The sequence below is a fragment of the Amycolatopsis sp. NPDC052450 genome, assembly GCF_044547565.1.
Taxonomy (GTDB): Bacteria; Actinomycetota; Actinomycetes; order Mycobacteriales; family Pseudonocardiaceae; genus Amycolatopsis.
In genome coordinates this window covers 946,810-962,525 of the sequence record NZ_JBIUAQ010000001.1, presented here as the reverse complement: position 1 = coordinate 962,525, position 15,716 = coordinate 946,810, and the positions used below count along the sequence as shown (strand labels likewise).

At 69.1% G+C, this 15,716-nt stretch carries 19 protein-coding genes and 1 pseudogene; 13 read left to right on the top strand and 7 right to left on the bottom strand.

The features are described from left to right. The first annotated feature begins 56 nt into the window (after positions 1–56). Positions 57–695: a YitT family protein gene (locus ACIHAO_RS04760; RefSeq protein ID WP_396554743.1), complete on the top strand. Its 639-nt coding sequence runs from the start codon at positions 57–59 to the stop codon at positions 693–695. Positions 696–979: 284 nt separating this feature from the next. Here the strand turns inward: ACIHAO_RS04760 and ACIHAO_RS04755 are convergent, their stop codons facing one another. Beyond that, positions 980–1,504 carry a Clp protease N-terminal domain-containing protein gene (locus tag ACIHAO_RS04755; protein ID WP_396554742.1) on the bottom strand — a complete coding sequence of 175 codons (525 nt, stop codon included), beginning with the start codon at positions 1,502–1,504 and terminating at the stop codon, positions 980–982. Next, positions 1,504–1,713, bottom strand: coding sequence for a sigma factor-like helix-turn-helix DNA-binding protein (locus ACIHAO_RS04750; protein WP_004559389.1), 210 nt, complete (start codon positions 1,711–1,713; stop codon positions 1,504–1,506). Before ACIHAO_RS04750 ends, ACIHAO_RS04755 begins: the two co-directional genes overlap by 1 nt. Positions 1,714–1,776: 63 nt before the next feature. On the opposite strand from ACIHAO_RS04750, the gene ACIHAO_RS04745 reads away from it, so the two are divergent. After that, the gene (locus tag ACIHAO_RS04745; protein WP_396554741.1) at positions 1,777–2,550 is read left to right on the top strand and encodes a protein phosphatase 2C domain-containing protein; all 774 of its coding nucleotides are present in this window, start codon (positions 1,777–1,779) and stop codon (positions 2,548–2,550) included. A gap of 53 nt (positions 2,551–2,603) precedes the next feature. Continuing rightward, a pseudogene (locus ACIHAO_RS04740) lies at positions 2,604–3,155 on the top strand (DUF998 domain-containing protein); the annotation flags it as partial. Between the two features lie 78 nt (positions 3,156–3,233). Here ACIHAO_RS04740 and ACIHAO_RS04735 read toward each other — a convergent pair. Next, entirely contained in the window at positions 3,234–4,238 is a 1,005-nt protein-coding gene (locus tag ACIHAO_RS04735) for a D-cysteine desulfhydrase family protein (protein WP_396554740.1), read from the bottom strand. A 74-nt stretch (positions 4,239–4,312) separates the two neighbouring features. Between ACIHAO_RS04735 and ACIHAO_RS04730 the strand changes: the two genes are divergently transcribed. The 7 genes from ACIHAO_RS04730 (at position 4,313) to ACIHAO_RS04700 (ending at position 10,737) form a co-directional block, all read left to right on the top strand. After that, positions 4,313–5,695, top strand: coding sequence for an amidase (locus ACIHAO_RS04730; RefSeq protein WP_396554739.1), 1,383 nt, complete (start codon positions 4,313–4,315; stop codon positions 5,693–5,695). After that, entirely contained in the window at positions 5,692–6,240 is a 549-nt protein-coding gene (locus ACIHAO_RS04725) for a TetR/AcrR family transcriptional regulator (protein WP_396554805.1), read from the top strand. Before ACIHAO_RS04730 ends, ACIHAO_RS04725 begins: the two co-directional genes overlap by 4 nt. Next, positions 6,237–7,091: an oxygenase MpaB family protein gene (locus tag ACIHAO_RS04720; protein ID WP_396554738.1), complete on the top strand. Its 855-nt coding sequence runs from the start codon at positions 6,237–6,239 to the stop codon at positions 7,089–7,091. The genes ACIHAO_RS04725 and ACIHAO_RS04720 overlap by 4 nt, the downstream gene beginning before the upstream one ends. Positions 7,092–7,189: 98 nt before the next feature. Further along, positions 7,190–8,638, top strand: a complete 1,449-nt coding sequence (locus ACIHAO_RS04715; RefSeq protein ID WP_396554737.1) for a hypothetical protein — start codon at positions 7,190–7,192, stop codon at positions 8,636–8,638. Further along, positions 8,635–9,042: a FixH family protein gene (locus ACIHAO_RS04710; RefSeq protein WP_396554736.1), complete on the top strand. Its 408-nt coding sequence runs from the start codon at positions 8,635–8,637 to the stop codon at positions 9,040–9,042. Before ACIHAO_RS04715 ends, ACIHAO_RS04710 begins: the two co-directional genes overlap by 4 nt. 20 nt (positions 9,043–9,062) lie before the next feature. After that, positions 9,063–10,196, top strand: a complete 1,134-nt coding sequence (locus ACIHAO_RS04705; RefSeq protein ID WP_396554735.1) for a hypothetical protein — start codon at positions 9,063–9,065, stop codon at positions 10,194–10,196. Beyond that, positions 10,189–10,737 carry a hypothetical protein gene (locus ACIHAO_RS04700; RefSeq protein WP_396554734.1) on the top strand — a complete coding sequence of 183 codons (549 nt, stop codon included), beginning with the start codon at positions 10,189–10,191 and terminating at the stop codon, positions 10,735–10,737. Before ACIHAO_RS04705 ends, ACIHAO_RS04700 begins: the two co-directional genes overlap by 8 nt. Before the next feature lie 58 nt (positions 10,738–10,795). On the opposite strand, the gene ACIHAO_RS04695 is transcribed toward ACIHAO_RS04700, so the two are convergent. After that, positions 10,796–11,050, bottom strand: a complete 255-nt coding sequence (locus tag ACIHAO_RS04695) for a DUF397 domain-containing protein (RefSeq protein ID WP_396554733.1) — start codon at positions 11,048–11,050, stop codon at positions 10,796–10,798. A 350-nt stretch (positions 11,051–11,400) separates the two neighbouring features. On the opposite strand from ACIHAO_RS04695, the gene ACIHAO_RS04690 reads away from it, so the two are divergent. Both ACIHAO_RS04690 and ACIHAO_RS04685 read left to right on the top strand, forming a co-directional pair. Then, a complete protein-coding gene (locus ACIHAO_RS04690) occupies positions 11,401–11,673 on the top strand; it encodes a hypothetical protein (RefSeq protein ID WP_125779694.1) in 273 nt (90 codons plus the stop codon). Positions 11,674–11,677: 4 nt separating this feature from the next. After that, positions 11,678–11,941, top strand: coding sequence for a hypothetical protein (locus ACIHAO_RS04685; protein ID WP_396554732.1), 264 nt, complete (start codon positions 11,678–11,680; stop codon positions 11,939–11,941). A gap of 6 nt (positions 11,942–11,947) precedes the next feature. Here ACIHAO_RS04685 and ACIHAO_RS04680 read toward each other — a convergent pair whose 3' ends face one another. From ACIHAO_RS04680 to ACIHAO_RS04670, 3 genes are read right to left on the bottom strand one after another with little or no spacing between them, the layout of a single operon-like run. Beyond that, a complete protein-coding gene (locus ACIHAO_RS04680) occupies positions 11,948–12,796 on the bottom strand; it encodes an SAM-dependent methyltransferase (protein WP_396554731.1) in 849 nt (282 codons plus the stop codon). 14 nt (positions 12,797–12,810) lie between these two features. Further along, positions 12,811–13,626 (bottom strand): SAM-dependent methyltransferase, encoded by an 816-nt coding sequence (locus ACIHAO_RS04675; protein ID WP_396554730.1) that lies wholly within the window; start codon positions 13,624–13,626, stop codon positions 12,811–12,813. Position 13,627: 1 nt separating this feature from the next. Next, positions 13,628–14,485 (bottom strand): helix-turn-helix transcriptional regulator, encoded by an 858-nt coding sequence (locus ACIHAO_RS04670; protein WP_007030807.1) that lies wholly within the window; start codon positions 14,483–14,485, stop codon positions 13,628–13,630. A gap of 220 nt (positions 14,486–14,705) precedes the next feature. On the opposite strand from ACIHAO_RS04670, the gene ACIHAO_RS04665 reads away from it, so the two are divergent. Continuing rightward, positions 14,706–15,614, top strand: a complete 909-nt coding sequence (locus ACIHAO_RS04665; protein WP_396554729.1) for an MBL fold metallo-hydrolase — start codon at positions 14,706–14,708, stop codon at positions 15,612–15,614. Positions 15,615–15,716: the final 102 nt, after the last annotated feature.

Genomic DNA, 15,716 nt, shown 5'->3' with positions numbered 1-15,716 from the left:
CAATTGTTCCAGATTGGCCATGGTCAAGGTAGCCACTTACCCCCGATGGTGCACTCGTGGCACTGAAACTCGATCTCCGACCCGTCGGCATCTCCCAAGACACCACCCGCCGCTCGATCCAGCTCGTCGCCGGACTCGTCCTCTACGGCGGCAGCATGGCCATGCTGACCAGGTCAGGACTCGGACTCGACCCGTGGGACGTGCTCCACGAAGGCCTGATGAAGATCACCGGCCTGTCGTTCGGCACGGTCACCGCGATCGCGTCGGTCCTGGTGCTCCTGCTGTGGATCCCGCTCCGGCAGCGGCCGGGCATCGGCACCGTCGCCAACATCGTGGTCATCTCGCTCACCGTCGACTTCGTGCGGCTCTTCCTGCCCGACCAGGACGTGCTCGGCTGGCAGCTCCTCAACCTGGTCGCCGGTGTCGTGCTCAACGGCCTCGGTGCCGCGGTCTACGTCGGCGCGCGGCTCGGCCCCGGCCCCCGCGACGGTCTGATGACCGGGCTGTCGGCCCGGACGGGCAAGTCGATCCGCCTCGTCCGGACCCTCATCGAGATCACCGTTCTCGCGGCGGGCTGGTTGCTCGGCGGCACAGTCGGCGTCGGCACCGTTCTCTACGCGCTCGCCATCGGACCGCTGACGCAGGCGTTCCTGCCGTACGTCATCTGGCGGGGGCGCACCGCCGAACTCGCTTAGGTACGTTCCGCCGGCGGTTTCGCGTGTTCGGATGGACGGCACACGTGACTGGATGGACGACACACGTGATGGGGCGGACGGCTCGTGGCGGGATCCGGCCGCGGTCGTGTCGTCCGTCCAGTCACGCGTGTCGTCCGCCGGATCACGCGTGTCGTCCGTCCGGTCATGCCGCCGCCCTCCCGCCGGCTGCTTGCAGAGGCGTCCTGAAGGTCACCTTTGGGACATCGAACGTCTCAAAGGGCCCTTTCAGGACACCGGCCGAGGGCCACCCAGGGCGGGCCGGCTCAGCTCGCCTCCCGTTGTTCCAGCAGGCGCCGGACGGCGAGGTAGTCGATACCCCGCTGCGCGAGGACGTCGGCGGCCACGCCGGGGACGGCGGTCATCGCGAGCAGGAGATGCTCGCCTTCGATGCGCTTGCTGCCGACGTCGATGGCTTCGCGAAGGCTCTTCTCCAGCACCTTCTTCGCCTCCGGCGTGAACGGCCGATGGCCGCGCCCGGTGCGACGGCCGCCGGTCAGCGCGCCGGGGCCGTGCGTCTGCTCGACCCGCTCGACGATGTGCTCGACGTCGATGCCGAAGCCGCTCAGGGCTTCGACGTCGGCGTCGCTCATCCCGCCCCGGCGGCGTACTCGCCGGAGGTCGTCGGCGAGTTCGTCCGCCGGGCAGCCCAGTGCGGTGAGCACGCCGGTGTGCCGGGCGAGGGACGTCAGCAGGTGCAGTGGGTCGACGTTCCCGGCCACCTCGTCCGACGCGACGCGCTGGGCTCCGACGACGACTTCGCGGGCTTCGGTGGTGAAGCGTTCGAACATCAGTGCCTCCCGTACTTCTTGTGCACCGCTTGCCTGCTGACCCCCAGCTCGGCCGCGATCTCCTGCCAGGACCAGCCGTGCACCCGCGCGCTGCGGACCTGCACGGCCTCGAGTTGTTCCAACAGCCGGCGCAAGGCGGCGACGGCGCGCAATCCCACGCGGGGATCGCGGTCACCGGCTCGCGCGGCCAGATCTGTCGCTTCGGTCATGACGTCAACCTACGTTGACATCGCCATCCATGTCAACCTCAGTTGACAGTTAGGGTCGGGGACATGCCCCAGATCTCAGTGGCGGAAAGGGACGGAGTAGGCGCGGACGGAGCGACGCGCCCGACCGAAGACCATGTCGCCGTACTCGGCAACGCCGTGGTGGTGCTCGACGGAGCGACCGCGCCGCGGCCGGATCTGCCGTCCGGCGGCTGGTACGCGAGCCTGCTCGTGCACAGCCTGTCGCGGGCTTTGAGCGCGGAACCCCAGGCGGATCTCGCGGTGCTGCTTGCCGAGTCGATAGCCGACGTCGCACGTCGTGAAGGCCTCGAACCGGGGCGATCGCCGTCGAGCACGGTCGCGATCGCACGCTGGACGGACGACACCGTCGACGGGCTGGTGCTCGCCGACAGCCCGATCGTCGCCTTCGGTCCTTCGGGCGCCGATCCGCTCACCGACGACAGGCTGGTCTCGCTGCGCGAAGACGGCCAGCTCCGCACAGGCGCCGACGTCCGCGCGAAACGCAACGCGCCGGACGGCTTCTGGGTCGCCGAAGCGGAACCGAAGGCGGCCGCCGAAGCCGTACGCCGCAGCTGGCCGCGCTCGGAGGTCGACGCCCTGCTCCTGGCGACGGACGGCGTCGCGATCGGTGTCGACGAGTACGAGCTGTTCGACTGGCCGGAAGTGCTCGACATCAGCAGGCAGCGTGGTCCGGACGCCGTCCTCGACGCGGTGCGCACGGCGGAGAAACAGGACCCGGACGGCGAGCGCTGGCCCCGTGCGAAAAGGCACGATGACCAGCTACTGGTACTGGTCGACTTCGGGGTAGCCCCAGGGTAAAACCGGGGGCTTCCCGGATCGGAAATTCGCGACGGCGCGAGCACGCTGGACGCATGACGTTCCCTGGGGAGAGATCGAGGACCAAGCCCTGGCTGATCGTGTCGGGCACGGCCATCGGCTGGGCACTGTTCACCATGGTCGTGCTCCATCTGATCAGCTCACGCGATCCGGTGTTCGACACGCTGTCCAGTTACGCCTACGTCGACCGCGGCACCGGCATGCTCGGCGCCAGCGTGCTCTCCCTGTCGATCGGCTCGCTCACCGCGCTCGGCGCCCTGGCCGCGGCCGGGATCCAGCTCAGCCGCACCACGAAACTGCTGTTCGTGCTGTGGTCGCTCGGGCTGGCGGCGGCCGCGATCTTCCCGGCGAGCTACCCCGAATTCCCGGATCCGGTCAGCGGCGAGATCCACCTGTACGCGTGCCTCATCGCGTTCCTCAGCCTGCCCGCCGCCGGATTCACGCTGCGCGACAACCTGCGCGGAACGCCCGCGGCCAAGCTGGTCGGCCGCCTGGCGTGGGGCAGCGCGGCGGGGTTGATCGTCTTCGGGCTCAGCTTCATCTTCGTGCGCCTGTCCGATATCCCGTTCTTCAAGACGCTGACCGACATCGCGCCGGTCGGTGTCATGCAGCGGGTTTCACTGGTGGCGCACGTGGTCCTGATCGCCGGGATGCTGAAGGTCGCGTCAGCGGCGCAACGCGTCGGCGAATTCGGGGGCGTAACCGTAGAGGCCGGGCAGACCGCCCGTGTGCAGGAAGACAACGTGCTCGTCGGCCGCGAAATGGCCTTCGGCGGCCCAGTCGATCAGCGCGGCGCCCACTTTGCCGGTGTACACGGGATCGAGCGCGATCCCTTCCGTACGACCGAAAAGCCGCACCGCTTCCCAGGTCCCGCCGGTCGGGATGCCGTAGCCGGGGCCGATCGCGCGGTCGTCGATGCGCAGGCCGTCGAGTGACGGCGGCTCGGTCCCCAGCAGTACCGACGCCGCGATGGTGAGATCCGCCAGGTTGTCGAGGGCCTCGTCGACCGGATGGCTGACGCAGGCGATGTCCAGCGTCAGCCAGTCGAGGTCCGCCGTTCCGACGATGAGCCCGGCGGAGGTCCCGCCGCTGGCGTGCGGGGCGACCAGCCGCGCCTGGGTGATGCCCAGCTCGGTGAGCTGCCCGGCGAGTTCACGCGCGGCCGCGACGTAGCCGAGTGCCCCGACGCCGTCGGAACCGCCGACCGGGAACGTGGCCACCTCGCGACCCTCGGCCGCGGCCTCGGTGATCAGCCGCTCGTAGGTCCTTCCGGTTTCTTCGCCGTCACGGCAGATGTGCACATTCGCGCCGAAGAGGTGGTCGAGGGACACGTTGCCGGACCGTTCGTACGCGTCACCGTCGCGAGGGACCTTCGCGGTGAGTACGAGCTCGCACCGCAATCCCAGCTTCGCGCAGGCCGCGGCGGTCTGGCGGCCGTGGTTGGTCTGAAGCGCGCCGAAGGTGATCACCGTGTCGACGCCGTTTTCGATCGCCGCGCCGAGCAGGAACTCGAGCTTGCGCAGTTTGTTGCCGCCCACCCCGAGTGGATGCACGTCGTCCCGCTTGAGCAGCAGGTTCGGCAGGCCGAGGGCCTCGCCGAGCCGGGGTGCCGAATGCAGCGGCGTCGGGTAGCCGCCGAGGTCGACGCGGGGGAAGCGTTCGAGGTTCATGAAAGTCACGTAACCACATCGACCTTACCCGGTGGTATCGTTCGTTTGAACGAACGAGACGTGCAGGGGGAGCCATGACCACCTCGAAACCGAAGCTCGCGTTCACCGGCCTGGCCGAACAGGCCGCGATGCTCGCCAGCGGAGCCACGACGTCAGTCGAGCTCACGCGCTTGGCGCTCGAAAAGGCCGAAGCCAGCCAGCCGGTTCTCAACGCCTTCAAATGCCTTCGCACCGAAGAAGCCCTTCGCGAGGCCGAAGAGGCCGACCGGAGGCTGGCCGCCGGCGAAACCGCTCCCCTGCTCGGCGTCCCCACCGCGATCAAGGACGACCTCGACGTCACCGGACTGCCCACGGCGTTCGGCTGCGAAGGCGACTTCTCCGTCGCGACGGAGGACTCCCCGCCCGTCGCCGCGCTTCGCCGCGCGGGCGCGGTGTTCATCGGGAAGACCAACACCCCGGAACTCGGCCAGTGGCCGTTCACCGAAGGCCCGGCATTCGGCGCGACCCGCAATCCGTGGGACACCGAACGCACGCCGGGCGGTTCCTCCGGCGGCGCGGCGGCGGCCATCGCGTCGGGGGTGATCGCCGCCGCGCTGGGTTCCGACGGGGCCGGTTCGATCAGGATCCCGGCCGCGTGGACCGATCTGGTCGGGATCAAACCGCAGCGCGGCCGCGTCCCGACCGAACGCGAGCTCTTCCACGGCTTGACCGTGGTCGGCCCGCTCGCGCGCACCGTCGCCGACGCGGCCCTGCTGCTCGACGTCGCGGCGGGCACCGGCACCGCGTTCCAGTCGGCCGCCCGCCGCGAACCGGGCCGGATGCGGATCGGGCTGTCCACGCGGATCCCTTTCACCGCGACGAAAACCCGGCTCGAACCGCAGGCGCACGCGGCCGTCGTCCGGCTCGCGGAGCGGTTCGCCGAACTCGGCCACGAGATCGTCGAGATCGAACCCGACTACCGCCTGATCGGCCTCACCTTCCTGCCGCGTTCGCTCGTCGGCGTCCGTGACTGGTCTCGTCGAGTCCCGGATCAGGCGCGGCTCGACCCGCGCACCCGCGCCAACGCCCGGCAGGGCTCGGCACTCGCCGGACCGGCACTGAGCCTCGCCCGCGCCGCGGAACCGTTGCTGCAACGGCAGATCGGCTCGGTGTTCGGCCGGGTGGACGTCGTCCTCACGCCGACCACCGCGACGCCGCCACCGCGGATCGGCGCCTTCGACAAGCTCACCGGCTGGCAGACCGACCAGGCCATGATCGCGGCGTGCCCCTACGCTTGGCCGTGGAACGTGCTGGGCTGGCCGGGCGTCAACGTCCCCGCCGGGCTGAGCCCCGAAGGCCTGCCGCTCGGCGGGCAGCTGCTCGGCCCCTCGCACGCCGAGGAACGGCTGATCTCGCTGGCCGCACAACTGGAAGAGGTCGAACGGTGGCAGGACCGCAAACCCGAGACCGCTTGGTGAACACCCGCGAGACCATTCTCCACGCCGCGCTCAAGGTGGTCGGGGAACAGGGCGTCGGCGGGCTGACCAACCGCCGGATCGCGACCTCGGCCGGCGTCTCGCTCGGCACGCTGACCTACCACTTCCCCAGCCAGACCGCGTTGCTGCGCGAAGCGATGCTGCTGTTCGCCGAAGAAGAGACCACGAAGCTGACCGGCTTCGTCGACGCCTACCGCGAACAGGGGTTGAGTGTCGAGCAGGCCGCGTCGGTGGTCGAGCAGGTCATCGCGCGGCTTCCGTTCGGGACCGACGAACTCGGCGCGCACGAGCTGTATCTCCAGGCCGCGCGCGACCCCGGGCTCCAGGACGCGGCCGCGCGGTGCTTCGCCGCCTACGACGAGCTGGCGCTGGTGATCCTGCGGACGCTCGGCGTGCCGTCCCCGGAGCGGCTGACCGGTCCCGTCGTCGCGTTGATCGCCGGACTCCAGTTGCGCAGACTGGCCACGGGCGATGACGGGGTCGCGGTGGCGCAGTCGTTGATGATGCTCATCCGCGGCGCGTCATGACCGGTCCGCCGATCGTCAAGGGGACGGCGGCGTGGAAGTACTTCGGTGACTTCCGGGCCGGTTTGCTGGCCGGCCAGGTGCTGGTGCTGCAGGTCGCGCATCCGGTCGTCGCGGCCGGGGTGCGCGATCATTCCGACTACGTCGAGGATCCGTGGACGCGGCTGATGCGCACGGCCGCTTCGCTGTCCATCTACATTTACGGCGGCCCGGAAGGCGCGCGATACGAGGCGGACCGGCTGCGGGCACTGCACCGGTCGTTCACCGGTGTCGACGCCGACGGCCGCCGGTACAGTGCGCTGAACCCGCACGCGTATGCCTGGGTGCACGCCACGCTCGTCATGGTTCCCGTTGACACACAACGGTTCTACGGCACCCCGATGACACCGTCCGAAGTGGACGAATACTACGCGCAGATGTGCGACGTCGGGCGGCTCCTCGGCCTGCGCGAACAGGATCTGCCGCCGACGTGGCCGGAGTTCGAGCGGTATTACGCGGACATGCTCGGCGGCTTCGGCCCGAACGAGACGATTTCGACGCTGTTCGAAACGATCCGGACGGTCAAGAAACCGTGGCGATGGCTGCCCGACAAACGCTGGGTTCGGCTGCGACGGTGGCAGTATCGAGGACAGATGTTCGTCATCCGCGGCACGCTGCCGCCCGCACTACGTGATCGTCTCGGTCTACAGTGGACAGCAGATGACCAGCGCAGATTCGACCGGTTCCGTACGGCGGTGAGGCTCATCGGCAGGCTGGTGCCGGTGACGTTGCGCTCCTCGCTCGTCCGCCGGATCGGCAGGCTGAACGTCTGGTTCCGGGCGCATCCGCGCGCGTATCGTTTCCTGGGCGGCTGACCCCACCGGAGTAAGGGTCATCATCCCCTTTACGGGGGACCCCGATTCACCCCGCGCCGTGACGCTTTCCCCCGCCGCCGTCGCTAACTTCAGCCGGGATGGGGAATTCACCGAGGGGTCGGCGCACGGCGCCGTCGGTCATCGCCCGCGTACTCGTACTCTGCGCGCTGGCGTCCTTGCTGCTGGGCGGCACCGCGCGGGCGGACGGCGTGTCGAGCGGCGCGGACGTCCAGGTCGCGCAGACGCTCGGCACCCGCGATCTCACGATCATCCTGCGGCGGATGGACATCGCACCCGGGCCGCTGCACGTCGACGTCGTGACGCACACCGGAAGCGCGCCGGGAACGCTGAAACTGCGTGCGTCGACCGCGGGGACGACGTTTTCCGAAACCACCGTACTGCTGGACGGCAGGCCCGGCGCGCATTCCGCGCGGCTACGGGTGGACCAGCCGGGGCCATGGGAGCTCGGCCTCGACGACGGGACGGACACCGCGTCGATCCCGTTCATCGTCCCGGCCAGGGTCATCCCGCCGTGGGAGAAGGCCACCTTCGGCGGATTCGTCGCCGCGGGCGTGTTCCTGGTGCTCGGTCTCGTCGTCGCGATGCGCGTGCGCCGGCCGCGGCTCGCGCTGATCCCCGCCGGCGGGATGGTGGCCGCGCTCGCTGTCGCGATCACCGGCGCGATGCTCTCCGCGTCGACGCCGCCGCCGCCCGCGCCGGGCGCCGCGCTGGATCCGACGATCGACAACATCCGAGACCCGTACGCGAACGCGCAGATGTCCACTGTGGACTTCTCGCGGCCGCCGGTGAACCTGGCCGTACGGTCCGCGAACGCGCGGTCGGGTGCTCTCACCGAGGTCCGGCTCGCCATCGCCGACGGCGCGACCGGCCGCGCCGTCGACGATCTTTTGGTGCACGACAACGCCTTGGTCCATCTCGTCGTCATCTCGCCGACGGGCAGGCTCTGGCATCTGCATCCGGTGCGGGTCGGCCCCGGTGACTACCGGGTGAAGTTCACGCCGCCCGAGGCCGGCACCTACGCCGTCGCCGCGGAACTCGCGCGGCGAGGCGGTGGCGTGCAGCTGGTCCGCTCGACGCTGGCTGTCGCGGCCGGAACGGACTCCCCCGCCGAACCCGTCCCCGCCGGCGCCGGGAAGCGGGTCGTGAACGGGAACCCGGTCGACGTCGACGTCAGACCGGGTACGCCGGCCACGATCACCGCCCGGTTCGGCCGTGCGGACCTCCAGCCGTGGCTGGGCATGCTCGGCCATCTGATCGTCGTCGGCCCGATCACCGACGACAGCCGGGTCGGCGCGGCTGCCGCTGCCGCGCCGACCTGGGCTCACGTGCATTCGATGATCCCGCAATCACCAGGGATGCCGGGAAAGCCGGACGAGACCGTCGCCGCGTACGGCCCCGACGTCCCGTTCACCTACACCTTCGCCGCACCCGGCAAGTACCGGATCTGGTTGCAGGCCGAGCGCGAGTACACGGTCTTGACCGTGCCCATGCAGATCGAGGTCCCGGCGGAAGGGGCACCGCAGTGATTTCCACAGTGGACAGACGAAAGCCCGTCCTGCTGATCTCCGTGGTCGCGGTGCTCGTGGTGGCGATCGTGGCCTGGCTGGTCTGGCCGAGCGGCGGCGGCACCCAGGTCCAGCGCTCGACGCAGGGCCCGTACACCGTGCAGCTTTCGGTCGAAGATCCGCACCAGGGCGGGAATGTCTTCGAGCTGACCGTCACCGGCGCCACCCCGGACGTCGTCACCCTCGAACCGGTGATGCCGCAGATGGGCCACGCGCTCGCCCCGTCGCCCGCGATCGCGGAGGCCCCGGGGAGGTTCCGCACCGGCGACGTCCTGCTGCCGATGCCGGGGCAATGGGAGATCACCGTTTCACTGCGCGGGCCGTCCGGCGCCACGCAGCACGTTTTTCCTTTGCTGGTCAAGTAAGAGAGGGAGGTCGGGGGGTTATGGATCTCACCGCGGGAGGAGCGAGGGTCGCCTCGGTGGCACGAAGTGAACGCACCGGTCTCGTACCGGCGGGCACCGTGCTGGCCGGATCGGTGATCTCGCTGGTCGGGCTGACCTGGGACATCCAGTGGCACGGCGACGTCGGCCCGGACACGTTCTTCACGATGCCGCACCTGTTCCTGTATTCGGGCAGCGCGATCTCCGGGCTCGCGAGCCTCATGGTCGTGCTGATGACCACGGCGGCACGCCGGGCGGGCCGTCCGATCGACGCGCGCGTCGGCGGCCGCGCGATCAACGTCTTCGGCAAGGTCTTCGCCGCCCCGGCGGGCTATCTGGTGACCGGGACCGGCGCGGCGATGTTCCTGCTGTACGGCCTGTGGGACCAGTGGTGGCACGGTCTGTACGGCTTCGACGCGGTGATCGACTCGCCACCGCACATCGGGCTGCTGCTGTCGATCACGCTGAGCATCATCGGCACGGTCATGGTGTTCGCGGCCGCGCGGGAGCACCGCTGGGGCACCGTCGGCGTGGTCGGCAGCCTCGGCGTGCTGATCGCGTTCAGCACGGTGACCGTGCTGGGGCTGGAGCAGATCGACGTCGACGGGCTCGACGTCGTCTCCGTGGGGATCGCCCTGCTTTCGGTGCTGCTGGTCTCGGCGGGCGCCGGGTTCTGGGGCCGGCCCGGCGGCGCGATCCGGGTCGCCGCGGCGCTGGCGGTCATCCAGGCGATCACCTGGTGGTTCTCGCCGTGGGCCGCCGAGGCGTACGCGAGCGCCGTCGGCCTGCCGATGCGGGACTACATCGACGGCGTACCCGCGATGCCTTCGATGATGCCGATGGCGTTGCTGCCGATCGCGGCCGTACTCGAAGCGGTGTACCTGCTTTCGCGGCGCGGCTGGTCCGCGGGCCGCGTTTCGGTGCTGGCGGGCGCGATCGGCGGCTTCCTGGTCGGCGCGAGCATGCCGATCCAGAACGCGATCGTCTACGGGGCCGACTCGGTCAGGTGGCCGATCGTGTTCGCGACGGCCGCCGCCGGCACGGTGTTCGGGCTGCTCGGCGGGTTCGCCGGGTGGCGGTTCGGCGGGATGCTGAGGCTGCTGGCCCCGGCGAAGGGGGACAACGCGCATGCGTAAGACACTGCTGGCCTTGGCGGCGGCGATCGGGTTGCTGTTCGCGACCACGCCCGCGGCGAACGCCTACGAACCGGTGAACATCGTCCACACCGAACGGGTGCAGGTCGGTCCGTACGGGATGACGGTCGGCTTCAGCACGTGGCCGTTGCGCGCCATGCAATCGCTGGACTTCACGTTCATCCCGGACGACGGGATCGCCGGGAAGTCGGGGACGCTCGCGTTCCTCAATCCGGAGACCGGGCGGCTCGGCCGTCCACAGCCGCTGGCGAAGCATCCGCGGAAACTGGAGGTGTGGGGACTGGACATCCGGGCCCTGCAGACCGAGGGCTCGTGGACGTTCCGGTTCGAGATCGACGGGCCCGCCGGCAAGGGCTCGGGGGAACTCCGTGATCTCGCGGTGCTCGAACAGCCGGGGCCGCCGATGGCGGTGAGCTGGTCGATCAGCCTGATCCCGCTGATCGTGCTCGCCGTCCTGATCACCATCGCCTGGCGGCGCACCAAGTCCAGGCTGCGCGGGAACGGGCTCCCCGCGACGGTGTGACTCGAAGTGACCGAAGATCGGATGGCTCGCGTGTCGAGGCGGGCACGCGAGCCATCCGTCAAGGGCTCAAATCGAACTGTCCGGCCTTGACCGCCTTGAGGAAGGCGTTCCACTCACCGGAATCGAAAACGAAGACAGGACTGTTGGCCAGTTTGGTGTCACGTACCCCCACCAGGCCTTCGTTGGCGAGGTTGACCTCGACACAGTTCCCCCCGTTGGGCTCGCTCGCGAAGGATTTCTCCCACGTGGCGTCGTCGAACAGCGACACGGCCGTGGTCGGATCGTAATCCGCCGCCGATGGATAATCGGCCATTGGTCGTACCTCCGAACGTCGGTCGGGGGTGCGGGTCGCGACCTGCGCGAACCGTCACGGCCCCAGCTTCTCCCTGCCTCAACGGGACTATCCCGCACGGCCAAGTGGGTGATCAACTCCGCCCACCCTCGACATGAAGATTATTCCAGGAGTAGGATTAATCGCAGCGGCCGGGGCTCGGTTGTTGGTGAATCGCTCGCAGCACGTACAGCTCTCGGCGGCAGACGCCACCGGGCGGCGTCCGACGGGAGTTCCACCGTTCCGGCAGGCCACCGACGGCAGGTGACCGGCAGGGGCACCACCCCGCGGCGCATGACCACCCACCGCCGACCTCGTGGGGGAGGATCAGCGTGATCATTCAGGACACCATGCCGGCGACGGTACTCGCCGTCGGCAGGCTCATGGCCGGAACGGCGGGCGAAAGCCGCCGCTCCGCGCACCTTTTCGACTTGCACTCCAGGGGTTCGCACCCCGAGTTCCTGCACGCCCGGTGCGGCGCGGCGATGCCTTACGACCACCTGGAATGGATCCCCGTCGGTTCGGGGATGCCCTGTGAGCGTTGTCTCGGCCTGGCCGGTTCGGCCGACCAGACGCGGTTGCCGCGGCCGAGCCGGGGGGTGTGACGCCATGGCCGTCCGCCTCACCACGCTCTTGTTCCGCCGTGAGGACGAACGCATGGCTTCGGCGAAGCAGCACCACCGCACCATCGGTCTCGAACTGCGTCAGCGGTTCGGGTTCAGCCTCATCCAGGCCCCGTTGCGCAAGCAGCCGCCATGGAACTCCGAGATCGATTCGCCCGGCGCCCACCGGGACCTGATCAGGACCGGCCGGCCGCTCGAAAGCCGTTTCGAGCTGACGCCCCTGATCGGGCATCTGACCGGCCGGGCCTGATCCGCCTCAGGGCTTGCGGCCCAAGCCGCCGAGCCCGCCGGTGAAGGTCGGGTCGTCCGCGAACCGGTCGCTCGCCCGGGAAGCCGCTTCGTCGAGATGCCAGGCGGCCATCCAGTCGATGCCCGGCTCCACCATCTCCAGTCCGTCGAAGAAGGCGGCGAACTCCGCGCGGGACCGCAGATGGAACGGCGCGCTCGTCTTCTTGTACAGCTCCTGGACGTTCTCCCGGTTGTCGCCTTCCTTGCGCGTGACGCCGTCCTCGGTCAGATGCGAGGACAGGAAGTACGAACCCGACGGCAGGAAATCGAGGTACTGCTTGACCATCTCGTGGACCGGTTCGTCCGGGCCGAGGAAGTACAGCAGGCCGACCATGACCAGCCCGATCGGCTGACGCGGATCGAGCACGCCGGTTTCCAGTGCCCGCTTCCAGATGTCGGCGGGATCCTTGACGTCACCCTGCAGGACCGCGTGCCGTCCGAGCAGCCCCTCGCGTTCCAGCAGCAGCTGGGAATGCGCGACGGCGACCGGCTCGATGTCGACGTACACGACCCGCGAGCCGGGGTTGATCGCGCTCGCGATCTGGTGGACGTTGCCGACCGTGGGCACGCCGGAACCGATGTCGAGGAACTGCGTGATCCCCTGGCGCGCTAGGTATCCCACGCCGCGGCCGAGGAAGTCGCGGCCGACCCTGGCGAAGGTCTTGACCTCCGGGAACTGCTTGAGCACCTGAGTGCCGAACTCGCGGTCGATGGCCCAGTTGGCCGAACCACCGAGGAACCAGTCGTACACCCTGGCCACGTTGGGTCGTTCGAGATCGACACCTTCGGGAGCTTCGGGGTCGTGCTGCGTCGTCATACCGTCACACCTCGTCAGAAACCGGGTTTGCGGGCGACCCCGCCGATGGCGCAGTCAACCGCAGGTGAGCGGGGGTCGTCCAGCCGCCATGCGCCGACCGGGACCAGACCCGGCGCGACCAGCTCGAAATCCCCGAAGAAACCGCGGATCTCCTCCTTGTCGCGGAAGGTCGCGGGAGTGCTCGACTGCTCGTACTGCTTCACGACGCGCTGGATCTGTTCCAGCTCGGCTCCCTCCACGCCGGACATCGTGACATGGGAAAGAACGTAGAAGGAGCCGGCGGGCAGCAGCCTCCGGTACCGCGCGATGACGGCGGCCAGTCCGGGCTCCGGCACGAAATGCAGGACCGCGACGGTGAGCAGGGCCACCGGTTTCGCCGGATCGAGCACGCCGGTGTCGAAGGCGCTTTCCCAGATGTCGTCCGCGTCGCGCAGGTCACCGGCGAGCACCGCGTGCCTGGCGGGATCGCCGCCTTTCTCCAGCAGGATCCTGGCGTGCGCCACGGCGACCGGTTCGTTGTCGACGTACACGCACCGGCTGTCGCCGTCGATCTCGCCGGCGATCTCGTGGACGTTGCCGACCGTCGGCACGCCGGAACCGAGGTCGAGGAACTGGTTCACGCCGTTCTCGACGCAGTGCCGCACCGCGCGGCCGAGGAAGGCCCTGTTCGCCCTGGCGGCGGTCCGCACGAGCGGGAAGGTCTTGACCAGCTGTTCGCCGAATTCCCGGTCCACCGCCCAGTTCGCGGTCCCGCCGAGCGCCCAGTCGTAGATCCGGGCGGCGTTGGGCCGCTCCAGATCCACGCCTTCGAGGACGAACCGCGGGTCCATCTCAGGCTTGCATCTGTGTCCGGTACAACTCGGCGAGTTCCTTGAGGAACTGCCGGGTCTCCTGGCGTTCCAGCGCGGCGCCCCGCAACCGGTCCCAGGAATCGACGAAGATGTTGAAGTCCTTGACGTCGTCGAGGTACAACCCGCCCGCCGAATGCTCGATGTAGACGAAATCCCTGGTGCGATCAGGGAAACGCATGATCGTGAAGTCGTTGGGCACCGCGGCGAGCCGCGCGCCGAACGGCAACACGTGCACATACACGCGCGGATGTTTCTCCAACGCCAACAGATGCTCGACCTGGTCCAGCATCACCGCCGGGGCGGAGCCGCCCGGAGCGCGGCGCAGGGCGCCTTCGCTGATGATGAACCGGTAGTACGGCGGCTGCTGTTGTTCGAAGACGGCCTTGCGGTCCAGCCGGTTGCGGACCAGCGAAGTGACATCGGTGGCGCCCGCTTCGGTGAACTGCTTGAGCATGTAGTGCTCGGACTGCAACGGGCCGGGAATGCGCTCGCCGTGCCAGGTGAGGATCTCCGCGGCCGCGGGTTCGAGGTCGGTGAACGTGCGGAACCAGTGCGGCACCACGGATCGGTACCCGGACCAGTGGCCGCGCTGCCCGGCCGCGGCGCGGGCCAGGTTCATCAACGTGTCGGCCTCGTCGCCGTTGATCCCGAACGCGTTCAGCATGGATCGCACATCCCCGAGCTTGACCCCGACGGCACCGGACTCGATCTTGTTGACCTTGCCCTGGGTGCAGCCGAGAACCTCGGCGACCTGCTGCTGTGTCATCCGCGCGGCGTTGCGGGCATGCCGGAGCTCGTTCCCGAGCTGCTTCCGGCGCGAGGTGACGGTGCTGGCCATCAGCCTTGCTCTCCCGGACCACATAGCCAGGACCACGGCTGCCCGCCGTCCTGCGCGCGAATGTTCGAACCCACCCAGGGTACTTCACCTTGCGGGGTTCGATGATGACATTGCGCAGCGTTCCAGGAAACGTCCGAAAACACCAGTCACCTGGTACGTCACCCTGGTGGCGGAGCGATCTCGTCACATTTCGGGCACCTTCGTCGGGCATAGTGACCGAGTGGACCAATCCCCCTTCGCCAGGCAGGTCACCGATGGTGTCTTCGGGTACGTCCAACCTGACGGATCGTGGTGGATCAACAACTGCGGGTTCGTCGCCGCGGGCGGGCACACCGTGCTGATCGACACTTGTTCGACCGAACGGCGTACCCGGGCACTGCTGGCGACGGCGGAGTCGGCGGGCGGGGCGCCGGTGACCACCGTGATCAACACGCATCACCACGGCGACCACACGAACGGCAACCACCTGGCGGCCGGCGCGACGATCGTCGGGCACCGGAAGACCCGCGAAGTGATGGTCGCGACCGGGATCAACACCTACGAGAACTCGTTCACCGGGAACGACTGGGGCCATCTGGAACTACGGCCGCCCGAGGTGGTGTTCGACGACCGGCTGACCGTGCACGCCGGCGACGTGCGGCTGGAACTGATCCACCCCGGACACGCCGCGCACACCACCAACGACGTCCTGGTCTGGCTGCCGGAGCGGCGAGTGCTGTTCGTCGGGGACCTGATCTTCAACGGCGGCAGCCCCTTCGCGCTGATGGGCTCGCCCGCCGGCTGGCGGAAGGCGCTGGACCTGGTCCGGGAACTGGAACCGGAGACGATCGTGCCGGGCCACGGCCCGCTGTGCGGACCGGAGGCGATCGACGTCGTCGACGGATACCTGGGTTTCCTGCAAAAACTCGCTTCGTACGGGAAGGCCGCCGGACTGACGCCCCTTCAGGCCGCCCGAGAAGCGGATCTCGGGCCCTACGCGGAACTGTCCGAACAGGAACGGCTGCCGGCGAACCTGCACCGGGCCTACGCCGAACTGGACGGTCTCGACTGGGGCGCGCCGATCGACCTGGGGGCCGCGCTGGCGGACATGGTCACCTTCAACGGCTCCCCCATCCGGTGCTTCTCCTGACGCGGTCCAATGGGGACGCTTGACCGCCGTTTTCCGGGTGGTGCTCGCGGCGCTGCCCGCTGCTACCGCCGCCGCCGCCGTCATCGCTGCCCGCCGCCCGCC